General features: G+C 65.2%; 14 protein-coding genes. 3 read left to right on the forward strand and 11 right to left on the reverse strand.

Going from position 1 to position 12,362, the window contains the following annotated elements; all coding sequences use genetic code 11:
• Nucleotides 1-106: 106 nt before the first annotated feature.
• The 5 genes from modC to V5B44_RS12895 all read right to left on the reverse strand — a co-directional run bounded on the left by modC (nt 107) and on the right by V5B44_RS12895 (nt 4,462).
• Complete coding sequence (gene modC / locus V5B44_RS12875) at nt 107-1,186, reverse strand: molybdenum ABC transporter ATP-binding protein (RefSeq protein WP_332359407.1); 1,080 nt, start codon at nt 1,184-1,186, stop codon at nt 107-109.
• The gene (gene modB / locus V5B44_RS12880; protein WP_332359408.1) at nt 1,183-1,863 is read right to left on the reverse strand and encodes a molybdate ABC transporter permease subunit; all 681 of its coding nucleotides are present in this window, start codon (nt 1,861-1,863) and stop codon (nt 1,183-1,185) included. Before modB ends, modC begins: the two co-directional genes overlap by 4 nt.
• 5 nt (nt 1,864-1,868) lie before the next feature.
• Nucleotides 1,869-2,720 carry a ModD protein gene (modD, locus tag V5B44_RS12885; protein ID WP_332359409.1) on the reverse strand — a complete coding sequence of 284 codons (852 nt, stop codon included), beginning with the start codon at nt 2,718-2,720 and terminating at the stop codon, nt 1,869-1,871.
• 163 nt (nt 2,721-2,883) lie between these two features.
• Nucleotides 2,884-3,630, reverse strand: a complete 747-nt coding sequence (gene modA, locus V5B44_RS12890) for a molybdate ABC transporter substrate-binding protein (protein WP_332359410.1) — start codon at nt 3,628-3,630, stop codon at nt 2,884-2,886.
• A gap of 19 nt (nt 3,631-3,649) precedes the next feature.
• Nucleotides 3,650-4,462, reverse strand: a complete 813-nt coding sequence (locus tag V5B44_RS12895) for a TOBE domain-containing protein (RefSeq protein WP_332359411.1) — start codon at nt 4,460-4,462, stop codon at nt 3,650-3,652.
• A gap of 200 nt (nt 4,463-4,662) precedes the next feature.
• Between V5B44_RS12895 and V5B44_RS12900 the strand changes: the two genes are divergently transcribed.
• The 3 genes from V5B44_RS12900 (at nt 4,663) to V5B44_RS12910 (ending at nt 5,523) form a co-directional block, all read left to right on the forward strand.
• Nucleotides 4,663-5,091: a TOBE domain-containing protein gene (locus tag V5B44_RS12900; protein WP_332359412.1), complete on the forward strand. Its 429-nt coding sequence runs from the start codon at nt 4,663-4,665 to the stop codon at nt 5,089-5,091.
• 24 nt (nt 5,092-5,115) lie between these two features.
• Nucleotides 5,116-5,241, forward strand: a complete 126-nt coding sequence (locus V5B44_RS12905) for a nucleotidyltransferase domain-containing protein (RefSeq protein ID WP_332359413.1) — start codon at nt 5,116-5,118, stop codon at nt 5,239-5,241.
• 132 nt (nt 5,242-5,373) lie between these two features.
• Complete coding sequence (locus V5B44_RS12910; protein ID WP_332359414.1) at nt 5,374-5,523, forward strand: hypothetical protein; 150 nt, start codon at nt 5,374-5,376, stop codon at nt 5,521-5,523.
• A 7-nt stretch (nt 5,524-5,530) separates the two neighbouring features.
• Here V5B44_RS12910 and V5B44_RS12915 read toward each other — a convergent pair whose 3' ends face one another.
• The 6 genes from V5B44_RS12915 to V5B44_RS12940 all read right to left on the reverse strand — a co-directional run bounded on the left by V5B44_RS12915 (nt 5,531) and on the right by V5B44_RS12940 (nt 12,350).
• Entirely contained in the window at nt 5,531-8,266 is a 2,736-nt protein-coding gene (locus V5B44_RS12915; RefSeq protein ID WP_332359415.1) for a mechanosensitive ion channel domain-containing protein, read from the reverse strand.
• A complete protein-coding gene (locus V5B44_RS12920; RefSeq protein WP_332359416.1) occupies nt 8,263-9,066 on the reverse strand; it encodes a transporter in 804 nt (267 codons plus the stop codon). The genes V5B44_RS12915 and V5B44_RS12920 overlap by 4 nt, the downstream gene beginning before the upstream one ends.
• A gap of 188 nt (nt 9,067-9,254) precedes the next feature.
• Nucleotides 9,255-9,812 carry a YSC84-related protein gene (locus V5B44_RS12925; RefSeq protein ID WP_332359417.1) on the reverse strand — a complete coding sequence of 186 codons (558 nt, stop codon included), beginning with the start codon at nt 9,810-9,812 and terminating at the stop codon, nt 9,255-9,257.
• Nucleotides 9,813-10,513: 701 nt separating this feature from the next.
• A complete protein-coding gene (locus V5B44_RS12930) occupies nt 10,514-11,161 on the reverse strand; it encodes a hypothetical protein (protein WP_332359418.1) in 648 nt (215 codons plus the stop codon).
• 14 nt (nt 11,162-11,175) lie between these two features.
• Complete coding sequence (locus tag V5B44_RS12935) at nt 11,176-12,057, reverse strand: DUF2092 domain-containing protein (protein WP_332359419.1); 882 nt, start codon at nt 12,055-12,057, stop codon at nt 11,176-11,178.
• Nucleotides 12,054-12,350 carry a hypothetical protein gene (locus V5B44_RS12940; protein ID WP_434735455.1) on the reverse strand — a complete coding sequence of 99 codons (297 nt, stop codon included), beginning with the start codon at nt 12,348-12,350 and terminating at the stop codon, nt 12,054-12,056. Before V5B44_RS12940 ends, V5B44_RS12935 begins: the two co-directional genes overlap by 4 nt.
• Nucleotides 12,351-12,362: the final 12 nt, after the last annotated feature.

Genomic DNA, 12,362 nt, shown 5'->3' on the forward strand with positions numbered 1-12,362 from the left:
ACGCAGTATCGCGGGAGATCGGTCGCTGTTGAATTCTCGCTCACCTCACCGGCTGCTCCTGGCCAACTCGCAGGGTGGTCCTGCACCCTGGCACGCTGTATGCCGCTCAGGCGAGGAGTGCGACGGCCTTGATCTGCGCCTTCAGCGCCAAGCCGGGCCGGATCTCCAGCCTTTCTGCGGAACGACGGGTGATGCGGGCGAGCAGCGGCTCGCCGGCGACATCGAGGCGGACCAGGATATGGCCCGGCGTGTCGGTCGACGCCAGATCGACGACCGTCGCCTCGACGCTGTTGAGGATGCTGCTGTGTACCTGCGGCACCAGCGCCAGGCTGACATCGCGCGCATGAATGCGGCAGCGGAGCCGCGTGCCGATCGGCTCGTCCCGGCGCGTGACGAGGATCTGTCCGCCGGAGAACTCGAGTCGACTCAGGTCGTCTGCCTCCTGCGCAGCAAGCCGGGTCTCGATGACGACGCCGGCATCGTCGGCGAAAGCGGCGGGCAGGTCGATGCGGCTCAACACCTGCTTGAGCGGGCCGCTGGCAACAACCTGCCCCTGCTCGAGCAGCACCAGATGGTCGGCGAGTCGCGCGACTTCGTCAGGCGAGTGGCTGACATAGATGATTGGCAGCGACAGCTCGCGGTGCAGCCGTTCCAGATAAGGCAGGATTTCCAGCTTGCGCTTGAGGTCGAGCGCTGCCAGCGGCTCGTCGAGCAGCAGGATCTGCGGCGCAGCGAGCAGGGCGCGGGCGATCGCCACGCGCTGGCGTTCGCCACCGGAGAGCTGGCCGGGCGAGCGGTCGAGCAGGTGTTCGATGCCGAGCAGTTCGGCAACTTCGGCGAGGGCGAAGTGGCGCTTGCTGGCCGGCGTGCGCTGTTCGCCGAATTGCATGTTGCCGCGCACCGAAAGATGAGGAAAGAGGCTGGCTTCCTGAAAGACCATCCCCAACGCGCGCTGGTGCGGCGGCACGAACAGGCCTCTTGCCTCGTCCTGCCAGACCTCGTCGCCGACTGCAAAGTAGCCGTCGGCGGCACGCTCGAGTCCGGCGATGGCGCGCAGACAGGTAGTCTTGCCCGAACCGGAATGGCCGAAGAGACCGGTGACGCCGCGGCCCGGCAGCGTCAGGTCGACCTCGAGCTTGAAGTCGCGACGTTCGATGCGCAGGCGGGCACGGATTTCCCGGCTCATGCGCCCTTCCTCCGCGGCGGGTTGAAGATGTACAGCGCGAGCAGCACGAGAAAGCTGAACAGCACCATGCCGCCGGCCAACCAGTGCGCCTGGGCGTATTCCAGCGCCTCGACGTGGTCGTAAATCTGCACCGAGACGACGCGGGTCTTGCCCGGAATACTGCCGCCGATCATCAGCACGATGCCGAACTCGCCGACGGTATGGGCAAAGCCGAGGATGGCCCCGGTGATGAAGCCGGGGCGTGCGAGCGGCACGGCAACCGACCAGAATGCATCCCAGGGGCCGGCACGCAAAGTGGCTGCAACCTCCAGTGGTCGCTCGCCGATGGCTTCGAAGGCGTTCTGGATCGGCTGCACGACGAAAGGCAGCGAGTAGAACACCGAGGCGACGACCAGACCGGGAAAAGTAAAGGGCAACAGGCCGAGGCCCAGCCACTGCGTCAGCTGTCCGACCGGCCCCTGCGGCCCCATGGCGATCAGCAGGTAGAAGCCAAGCACCGTCGGCGGCAGCACCAGCGGCAGCGCGACCACGGCGCCGACCACGCTCTTGAGCGCCGAACCTGTCCGCGCCAGCCACCAGGCGATCGGCGTGCCGATGATCAGCAGGAGAATCGTCACCACCGTCGCCAGCTTGAGCGTCAGCCAGACGGCGGCGAAATCCGCAGCAGCGCTGTCCATCCTGGCTAACCGGATTCCATCGTGACGGCGACATCACGCGGACGAGCAAAATAGGGCGCGCTGGTGACGAGAATCTGCGCACCCGCCTCGGCGTAGGCCGCCGCGTTGCCGACGTCGATGCCACCGGCGGCGGCGATTTTCGTCACCTGCCGGCTGGCTGCGGCATGGGCAGCGATCTGGCGCAGAGTATCGACCGGCATTTTTTCGAGTTGCAGGATATCCGCTCCGGCGTCGATCCAGCGGCGTGCTTCGCTTTCGCTATCGACTTCGACGACGATTGCCCGCTCCGGCCAGCGATGGCGCAGGCGCTCGATCGTCGTGCCAGGGGCCTCATCGCGGAGGAAGGCCCGGTGCTCGGGAAAGACGAGCAGCGTTTCCGACAGACTCGGGCGATGCGGTGATGCGCCGCCGCTGAACACGGCCTTGATCGCCGCCGCCTTGGTGCCGGGGAAATTCTTGCGCGTGCACACGACACTGGCCGCCGGGTGGCCGCGCCGCGCGGCAGCGACGATGGCGGCCGTACTGCTGGCGATTCCGGAAAGGTACTCCATCAAGGTCTGCGCCGTCTTCCAGACGAGGTGCAGACTGGCGGCGTCGCCGCCGAGACACAGGATCTCGTCACCTGCGGCAAGCGGACTGCCGCTGACGCGCAGCGGACCGACGGCCGTCAGCCCGCGCAGTTCGCCGAGACGCTGGGCTTCCTCGCTGCCGCAGAGCACCATTTCCCCTCTTGCCCGAAAAACCAGGTGGCCCGGCAAGTGACCGATGTCAAGGGCAAAAGTGGTGGCGTCGCCGCAGGGGCAGTCTTCCTGCAGCAGGGTTTCGAGAAACGCGTCGGGGAGTCGATAGGGGCTCATGGCTGACTTCACGCGGGATGACTCTCGGCAAGGGTGAAAAAACCACGCCCGGGCGGGCCGTCGATGTCGGTCTGGATGAAGCGATGAATCAACCAGGTCGGATCGTCATGTGGGCAGCGGGTCACAGCCCGTGGCTGACCCGTGTGGTGGAGGACGGCCATGGTCAGCGCAGTTCGTACCCGAATGACCGGATGATCGCCCTGGCCTTGTCGCTCTTGAGATAAGCGAGCAGCGCCGTAGCCGCTGGCTTGTCCTTGCCTCTGCCGAGCAGGACTGCGTCCTGGCGGATCGGCTCGTAGAGATTGGCCGGTACGCTCCACGCCGAGCCGGAGGCGATCCTGCCGTCCTTGATGACTTGCGAGAGGGCGACGAAACCGAGCTCGGCATTGCCGGTACTGATGAATTGGTGGACCTGGCTGATGTTTTCGCCCTGGACGAAGCGGGATTGCAGTGCCGACAGCACACCCAGCCTGGTCATGGTCTCGACGGCTGCCGCGCCGTAGGGCGCGGTCTTCGGGTTGGCCAGTGCCAGATGTTTGAACTTGCCGTTTTTCAGAACCTCGCCGCGCGGGTCGACCCGATCCGGATTGGCCGACCACAGGACCAGCTTGCCGATGGCGTAAGTGAAGCGCGTGCCGGCGACGGCGTGGCCCTCCTTCGCCAGTCGAGCGGGCGTCTCGTCGTCAGCCGAGAGCAGGACCTCGAAGGGCGCGCCGTTGGTGATCTGGGCGTAGAACTTGCCGGTCGCGCCAAAGGCCGGAGAGGCTTTGTGCCCCGTATCCTTCTCGAACTCGACAGCGATCTGCTGCATCGGCGCGGTGAAGTTGGCGGCGACAGCAACGTGGACTTCGTCGGCGCTGGCGCAGACGGTGGTGAACAGGGCAACAAGCAAGGGCGCAATTCGTTTCATCGGGGGTCTCCTTTCAGCGTCAAACGTACTTGCAAAGAATGACGGCAGAGGCCTTGAAGACGGCACAGGCCGGTTGACCGACGGCCAGCCCGAGGCGCTCGACGCTGTTGTGCGTGATCACCGCGCAGACCGTCTTGCCGCTCTTGATGTTCAAAGTGACTTCGGAATTCACCGGGCCGTCGTGGATGCGCGTGATTTCGCCCCACAGGTGGTTGCGCGCCGAGGTCCTGACCTGGGGGTCGTTCAACAACAGCACCGACGACGACTTGACCAGCGCGCTGATCTCCATGCCGATGGCCAGGCCCAGGGCTTCCGCCGAGTCGCGGGTGATGACAGCGACGATTTCGTTCTCGGCGTCGAGGCTGAGGCGGACCTCGAAGTCGACGTGACCCTCGCGCAGCCCAACGATGGGGCCGGCGAACTGGTTGCGGGCGCTGGTCTTCATCGACATGCGCCTGAGCAACTGGCGGAACTGATCGAAATCGCTGGCCTGGCCGTCGTTCATGCTCGTGCTCAGGGTCTCGAGCGCGGCCTGATACTGCGCTTCCAACGCACGATACAGCGCCACGACCTTGCGCCCGTAGTCGGTGATCTGCGTGCCGCCTCCGTGCCTGCCGCCGGTCGAGCGCACGACCAGCGCCTGGTCGGCGAGGTTGTTCATGGCGTCGATGGCGTCCCACGCCGCCTTGTACGAAAGCGGTACCACCTTGGCGGCCTGCGAGATCGAACCGTGCGTGTCGATCGCCTCTAGCAGGCGGATGCGGGTGTCGCCAAGAAAGGTGCCGAACTCGGTATCGACCTCGAGTTTGCCGCGCAGGCGATGTGTATTCATCAGTCTCGCAATGTAACTATCTATATAGCGAAAGCCGCCGCGCCGCTTGGCGTGGCAGACCGCCCCGAAAATATCGGGGCGTTATGGTTGTGCTGATCGAAGGGCACCTCTAAAGTGTTCGCAACCCGACATAACACGTTACCTATAAAAGTATATAGCGAGAATCGGGCCAGATCCCTCAAACCTTCCAGGAGAAGACGGTGAAAGTCAGCGCACGCAATGTTTTCAAAGGAAAAATCACCGCTTTGGTCGATGGTGCGGTGAATGCCGAAGTCGAACTGACACTGCCCGGCGGCGACCGGATTGTCGCGATTGTTACAGAAGGCAGTGTCAAGTCGCTCGATCTGGCGGTTGGCCAGGAAGCGATTGCCTATGTCAAGGCGCCGTGGGTCATCATCCTGGCCGGCGAACCGGACGTGCGCTTTTCGGCGCGCAACCAGTTGACCGGCCAGGTCAGCAGCGTGCGCAAGGGGGCAGTGAACAGCGAAGTGGTGATTGTCTTGCCGGGCGGATCGACGGTCTATGCCGTGGTCACCAACGAGGCGGTGCTCGAACTCGGTCTGAAGGAAGGTGTCCCGGCGACGGCGCTGATCAAGGCCAGCCACGTCGTCCTCGGCGTTCCGGTCTGAGCGGCAGTGCTTTCAACCTCATCCATGGCACGGACTCGCGTCATCCTGTTCGGGTCCTGCGCGCACGACACAGGCGACGAAGGTTCGGACCTCGACCTGGTGGTCATCGAGGGGAAGTCCCGGACAAGGCGGCAGAATACATGCGCCTGATGGAGGCCGTCGGCAGGGTTGCGCCAGGGGTTGGCCTGGACTTGCTGATTTACCCTATGAGTGAATACGAGCGGCGTGGGCAGGTTCCCGGCACGGTGTTGTTCGAGGCACGCGTCGAAGGACAGGTGTTGCATGACGCCCTCCATTGGGGAAGCCCTCCGTCTGCTGCGCCTTGCCCAGCGCGATCTGCAGATCTACCGCATCCTCGCTGACCATCCAGATAGCTTCCTGGCCGCCACATGTTTCCACGCCCAGCCTTGGCTGCCGCTGGGTCGGCAGTGAGCATCTGTCAAACGCCAAGATCTTGCTGATCGTCCCGCAAGTTTCCCGGCAAGGCTCCCGGCGCCGAGTGGATGTGCAGGTCGCGCTGCGGGTACGGGATTTCGATCCCGTGCTCGCCAAGGACGCGGGCGATCTCCCGATTGATCTCGTGCTGTACCGGCAAGCGCTTGTCGAGCGAACCAACGAAGGCGCGAATCTCGAAGTCCAGCGAACTTTCGCCGAAAGCCACGAGGAAGACCGAAGGCGCCGGATCCTGCAGTACCTCGGGATTGCCGCGCACGACTTCGAGGATCGCCCGCTGCACCAGTCCAATATCGCTGCCGTAGCCGACACCGACCTTGATCAGCAGTCGGATGATCTGATTCGACAGCGTCCAGTTGACGACGTGACCGGTGATGAAGGCCTTGTTCGGGATGATCACTTCCTTGTTGTCGAAGTCGATGACCGACGTTGCCCGTGCGCGGATGCGCGCGACCTTGCCGGAGACGTCGCCGACTGTCACCACGTCACCGATGCGGATCGGACGCTCGGCAAGCACGATCAGCCCCGACACGAAGTTGGCGACGATCTCCTGCAGACCAAAGCCGAGGCCAACGCTGAGCGCCGTGACCAGCCACTGCACGTCCTCCCAGCCGATGCCGAGCAGGCGGCTCGACGACACGATGCCGACGGCAGCAATGGCGTAGCGCGTCACCACCGTGATCGCATAGCTTGCGTCGGCCTGCATGTCCAGACGCTGCAGGAGCACGATGTCGAGCAGCGCGCCGACCCGCTGCACCAGGATGGCGGTGATCACCAGAACGAGTAGCGCCAGCAGCAGACGGCCGACGGTGAGCGCGTGCGTCACCTCCTTGCCGCCAAGGCTGTCGGTGTAACTCCAGAGTTTGTAGTCGGTAATCGCCCCCAGCGTTGCCACCGCGTCCCGCCACACCCACCAGAGCGCGCCGACGAGCAGCAGGGAGACGATGAAATCGAGCAGTGATCGGGTCTCCTCGCCGAGAGCCGCAATGTCGAGCCGCGGTCGCCGCGGCGCGCTGCTTTCATGCGCGACCGTTCGCCCGGGCTCGCCGGTGGTTGCGGACTGCTTCGCCGGCGTGCCCTCCTGTGTACCCCCTTCCCCATCCTGCTCCCGGGCGAGCCGCTGGCGCTGAATCTGCACCCACAGCGCCATCAGACCGTAGAGAACCACGGCCCCCAGCACCAGAAACAGCGAATGGACGAGTCGTCCGAAGACGTAGCCGGCCGCGACAAAGTAGCCAGCCAGCGCCAGTAGCGCCACGCCGCAGGGAACGCCGACCAAAGCGACCAACCATACAGGGCGCAGCCGTACCACCCAGGTGCCGGGCGCGTACTCGCTAAACCCGCGCATCAACGCGCCGCCGGGCAGGAGGACGCGAAAGAAGAACCCGGCCAGCGTCAGCACTGCCAGGCTGAGGGCCAGGCGCGCGAGACTCTCCTCGTTGGCAAACGGTGCGTGCGCCATCCCGTTCAGGCCGGCCACGAAAATCAGTGGCACGAAGATGACCAGACCGCGGCGCAACTCGCGCGCCGTGGCCGCCATCAGGGCTTCGTCCCAGCCGAAGTGGCGAACGGCAACCCCATTCTGGTCGAGCAGCCAGGCGCTGATCAGCAGGGCCAGCAACAGCCGGCCGACCTGGTACAGCGCTTCCGCCAGCGCGCCGACGAAATCCAGGCTCTCGGGGGCACCCAGCAACGTGCCGGCCGCCGCCCACATGAGCAGCGGGAGGGGCAGCGCAAGCAGGCAGGTGACCGCCAGAGCCGCCAGGGCGTGCCCGATCCGGTAGCGATCGACCATCAACGCAGCCGGCGACAGGGCCAGCAGTGCCCGCCGCAATCTGCCGCGCAGGGCCAGCAGGAGCCCTGCTGACAACAGCGCCGCTGCCGGCCAGAGCGGCTTGCGCACCAGTTCCGCCTGCATCGCTGCGGCAGCCTCCTGCCAGTGGGCGGCCGAGAACGTCCACCGCAGCGCCGGCGCGAGTTCGGCAAGCGTTTGTGCGGTCGGTGGCGCGGGCGTCCAGAACAGCAGATCGGTCAACTGCGTACGCGCGGCGTCGGCTTGTTTCTGCAGCGCGACCGCCTCATCTCCCGCCTCGTTGAGCGTCTTGCGCAGTTGCTCCTGCTCGCCGGCCAGCCGCTGCAGCAGGTCGCGCTGTTGCCGCAGCGCCGCCGACAGCGCCCGCTTCAACTGTGGCAGTTCCTCGTCGGCGAACGGCGGCTGGACTTTCGCCAGCAGGCTGTCGATCACGGCATCGCGATCGTCGAGCCGGTGCAGGGCGCGCTCGACAGCCAGTTCGGCATCGCTGGCGGCGGCCAGAAGCTCCATGCGGCGCGCCTTGCCGGCAGCCAACTGCTCGGACGTCGGCAGCCCGCGCAGATACTCCCTGAGCGTCTGTGCGAATTCCTCGCCGAGGGCCTGCACGCTGGCACGGCGTTCAACCCAGCGCATCCTTTGCTCGAGGTCGGTCTGCGTTCGGCGCAAGTCCGCCAGCGCTTTCTTTGGTTCCTCGATCGCTATCGTCGCCTCGGCGATGCGGTTCGAGATCTCTTCGTTCCTGTCGGCGACGGCGCGCAGCGGATCGCCCTGTTGGGCGAAGCCGGCACCAGCAGGCAAGGCGACAACGAAGGCCAGCAGCAGGACTGGAAAGCGCGTTCGCAGCCATCGGGAGACATCGCAAAGCCAGCGCCCTGCCCCGTACGATGCCGTCCGGCGCGTGCCTCTCACAACCCGGCGCCCCAGCGATACTGCCAGGCAATCCCGATCAGGTCGTAGTTGTTGCCGGTACGTGCCGATACGCCACTGCTCCCGTACAGCTTGACAGAATTGCGCACGTCCACGGGGAAAGCCAGCGTGCCGCCGAGGCGCCAGTTCTGCTGGAGATCATCCTTCGTCACGCCGTTGACCGTCGTGCGGCCACCGGTGAAGTAGGTTGCATCGAGCGAACCCCAGATGCCCGAGCGGGAACCGTAAATGACATGCCCCTGCAACGAGTAGATGGGATCCTGCGACCGGGTACTGCCTCCGAAGAAGTCCTTGTTGTCTGCGAAGAAGGTTCCTGCGGCCTGGAACTCCACGGTCCACGGACCCGCGGCTTGGGAAATCCCTACCTCGGGCTTGAACGACCAGCGGTTGGTGCCGATGTTCACCACCCGGCTGGAGTCGTACTGGCCCCAGGGCACCGAGACCTGCAGGCTCGCGCCGACGATCAGGTCCTGCTCGTAATTCCTGAATTCCTGCAGCGTCAGCGCCGGCGCCCCGTAAAGATTGACCGACAATCGGAACCTCGCATCGGCCAGACCATTGGCCTCGCGGTCGACGGGCTGACCCGCAAGCTCGGCCGTTCCCGAAAGCGAGGTATAGGGCACGATGGCGTCGAACTTGCCTGACTTGCCCCACAGATCAAGGACGCGCGCATACGCCAGGACAAGGCTGGACGTCCTCAGGCGCGCGTTTTCCACGGGCAACGAGGCGTCGAACGGCACCGCACCTTCCGTATAGGCATAGCCAGTGATCAGGAAGTTCACACCAACCGGGGCGTTGGAATAGGCGCGCGGCTCGATGTCCTGAGCTTTCGCTGCACTGCTGGCGCCAATGCCAAGCCAGAGTGCCACGACTGCCAGGAAACCTTGTAGACCAACGTTACGGCGAATTCCAGCAATGTGCATACGACGTACCGGCCGAGGGTGTAACTCCCCCTCTCGCGGACATCCGCTTAATTAAGATCCCCGTCCTTCCAGAACTTGGTCCCCTTGACCGCGACTCCGGCCTGCAGACCGTTCTTGGTGAGGGTGTAGTACGCCCCGCCAGGGCCGCCGCCGCCCGCCACGCCGGCCGACTTGCCGCCAGCGCCGGCCTGCATCCCGCCGCCGCCGCCACCTTCCCAACCCTTGTTGACGAACCAGTCCATCGACTTTGGAGACGCAAAGATGATCAGGGTCTCGCTTTCCGCAATCCCGACCTCGGCACCGGCGCTCGCCTGTGCCATCGCCATGAAGGTGTCCTTCTTCGTCTTGTTGTTATGGACCAGTCCCTTGCCACCGGCACCGCCAACCAGGAAGCTCAGCCCGTAAGTGGTGAACACGCCGTAGCCTGGAGCCTTGGCAACCTGCGCCCTGAGCTCCGGCTGCGCGGCATAGAACTTCTCCAGCGAGGCCTGGGCGACCGTGCGGATCTCGGCCTGCTTGGCGGCCTTGTCGTCAGCGGCCAGAGCGCCACCGGACAACAAGGCAAGAGTGATTACGCCATTCATCAAGAGGTGGTGCAGTTTCATGGTCAGACTCCTTGGTTTGGTAAGTGGCTCAACGACAGCCAAGACATGCTAGCCACCCGGCCAGGGGCGGTCAAGCTGCGCTCGCTCCCGCTTGGCGCGAGAGTTGCCTGTGGAAACGGGAACGAGCTTGGCCGGTGCCGCCACGGCTGCCGCACTGCGCGGACGCGGTGGCTGCCCGGGAACGTGGCGCGACAGGAGGCACTGCTGGACCCCACTCACGGGCGCTGGCACGTCACCTGGAGACGGCGCGATGGATGCTGCCGCTGCCGAGATTGAAGCAGAAAGGGCCCCGGCAGGGGCCCACCAAGCGACCGGGCGCCAAGCACAGGCCGGGCTGCTTAGCGGCAGACTCGCCGACCGTCGACCATACGACATTCCGGCGTCGCACGGACCTCGGCGTCACGCGCCACGGGAACCTCCCTGGCAGGGGCGACTTCAACCCCCCGTGCGGGAGCTACTTCAACCCCGCGCGCCGGAACGGGCTCGACCGGCTTGCGGACCTCCACAGCGCCTCGCGATGTTTCACACTCGGCACGACGAACACCGTCTACGCATTCCACCGCGTAAGCACCGGGAGCAAACGTCATCGCCAGCATCGCAGCAGACAAGATAAATGCTGAAGCTTTCATCGTTTCATCCTCTAAATTGACTTTCAGGTTCTTGCATTGCGCCCGCTCCGGGAAGCGGGGTCGACCTCCCTCTCAGGGAGTTGGTACAACGCGGTAATAGACACCGTTGGCGCCATACATCGGCTTGAACCACGTGTTGCCAACGATGTAGTACGTGGCACCCCCGACGTTCGCAGGCGACGCCCCAGACGGCAGCACTGCGTAGTTGACGCCCATCGCGTAGGCCACCGGCGCACTGGCGGCACCCGCCGCGACGCCGGCAGCGTAGGCGGTCGATGTCGCCGCCGCCGTATTGGCCGACGCCACTGCCGCTCCGGCGGCCACGCCGACCACCGCCCCGGCCGCAGCAGCGCAGCCGTAACAGCCCGACGAATAGGCCGGTACCGCGACCGGCGGATGATAGACGGGATACGCCGGGTAGGCTGGCGGCCGATATCCCGGGTAGGCGGGGGGCCGGTAGGCCGTCGCCCCATATGCATCGGTATGCTCGGTGCCGCCACCCCAGGCGTGGGCGGTGCTGCCGCCGTAGGCGTTGGTGTGCTCGGTGCCCTCGCCATAGGCGTGCTCCGAACTGCCACCGAAGGCGTTTGTGTGCTCGGTGGCGCCGGGAACGTGCGCGGTCGAACCGCCGAAGCGGTTGGCGCTGGCCCATGCCATGGCCTGCGACGAACACAGGGCGCCGGCCAGCAGGATCGATATGCCGATAAGTGACTTGCTCATTTTCGCCTCCATTCTCACTGCGACTTGGTTGCGGGCTTGGGCGACTTCGCGACCGGTTTGACGCCCGGCGGCGGCTTTGCGGCCGGATGCGCGAAGTCGATGCGCCGAGCATCCTTCGCCTTCGCCGTGCCAAAGGCATCGGCCGCGATTGCCGGATCGAGCTGCCAGTTGGACAGTTCCATGTCGTGACGCAGGCGCAGCGGGTCGGCACGGAAGACGGCGCGGATGCGGCGCGGCAGCTTGTCGTCGGCACCCACCCACATCTGCAGGAAAACGTCGTCGTTGGCCCAGGCAACCATGTCGGTCTTGACCCCGCCAACCAGTCCGGACGGACCGACGTAAAACGCGAGCTTGGTGCCGTCGGCGATCGCGGCAAATGGGTCGGGAAGCAGCAAGTCGGTGAACGGAAAGTAGATGGCCGCCTTTTCAAACGCCATCCTCAGCGCTGCTTCGAGGGTCGGCGGCGCCTCGACGATGGCGACGAGGTTCTCGGCCGGCGCGAAGGCAACCATGGTCCTGCCATCGAGATAGAACTCCGAGGCCGGGCCGTCGCCCAGGTTGATGACCCGGAGCCTTTCCGGCCGCTGCATCACGACGTCGTAGCGCGACGTGAACACAAGGGGCGGGCCGAGGCGGCTGGGATGCTCGTAGCTGACGGTGGCGGTAAAGGACATCGCCTTGGCCGCTGCCAACCGGGCGCTGGTCGCCTTGAGCAGGTCAACCGCGCGCGCCTCAAGTGCCGGCTTGTCGACCGGCGCCGCCTTCTTCTTGACCGCCGGCTTGGCCGGCTTGGCGCCGGATGGCGCCGTCTGCGCGCTGGCGCCGGTCACCACCAGCAGGCTCAGGACCAGGGCGATGCCGGTCTGACGAATGAAGTGGTTGGTCACAAGGTTCATGGAATCATCCCGCATTCGAACATCTTGTTGACGATCGGGGCTGCCACCTTGTCGAAGAAAGCCTGACGCATTTGCGGATCCTGCTGCAGCATCTGGATGACGCGCTGTTCCATCTCCGGCTTCGGCTGGCCCTGCTTTTGCGCCTTTTCCTGCCATAGCTGCTGGCAGGTCGAGGTCTGGTACTTCTCGATCACCTTGCTGGCGACACGATCCATGATTGGATATTGCGCGTGGGCAGTTCCGGCAACAAGTGTCGCGGCCAGGGCTGCAATAATCGTGAGTTGTCTGGTCATCATGAACTCCTG

The organism is Candidatus Accumulibacter necessarius, assembly GCF_036625085.1.

Coding starts and splice junctions, on each gene's coding strand:
- V5B44_RS12905 (WP_332359413.1), top strand. CDS start 5,116: ATGGCACGGACTCGCGTCATCCTGTTCGGGTCCTGCGCGCACGACACA.
- V5B44_RS12940 (WP_434735455.1), bottom strand. CDS start 12,350: ATGACCAGACAACTCACGATTATTGCAGCCCTGGCCGCGACACTTGTT.
- modA (WP_332359410.1), bottom strand. CDS start 3,630: ATGAAACGAATTGCGCCCTTGCTTGTTGCCCTGTTCACCACCGTCTGC.
- modB (WP_332359408.1), bottom strand. CDS start 1,863: ATGGACAGCGCTGCTGCGGATTTCGCCGCCGTCTGGCTGACGCTCAAG.
- modC (WP_332359407.1), bottom strand. CDS start 1,186: ATGAGCCGGGAAATCCGTGCCCGCCTGCGCATCGAACGTCGCGACTTC.
- V5B44_RS12910 (WP_332359414.1), top strand. CDS start 5,374: ATGACGCCCTCCATTGGGGAAGCCCTCCGTCTGCTGCGCCTTGCCCAG.
- V5B44_RS12935 (WP_332359419.1), bottom strand. CDS start 12,057: ATGAACCTTGTGACCAACCACTTCATTCGTCAGACCGGCATCGCCCTG.
- V5B44_RS12925 (WP_332359417.1), bottom strand. CDS start 9,812: ATGAAACTGCACCACCTCTTGATGAATGGCGTAATCACTCTTGCCTTG.
- V5B44_RS12895 (WP_332359411.1), bottom strand. CDS start 4,462: ATGAATACACATCGCCTGCGCGGCAAACTCGAGGTCGATACCGAGTTC.
- V5B44_RS12930 (WP_332359418.1), bottom strand. CDS start 11,161: ATGAGCAAGTCACTTATCGGCATATCGATCCTGCTGGCCGGCGCCCTG.
- modD (WP_332359409.1), bottom strand. CDS start 2,720: ATGAGCCCCTATCGACTCCCCGACGCGTTTCTCGAAACCCTGCTGCAG.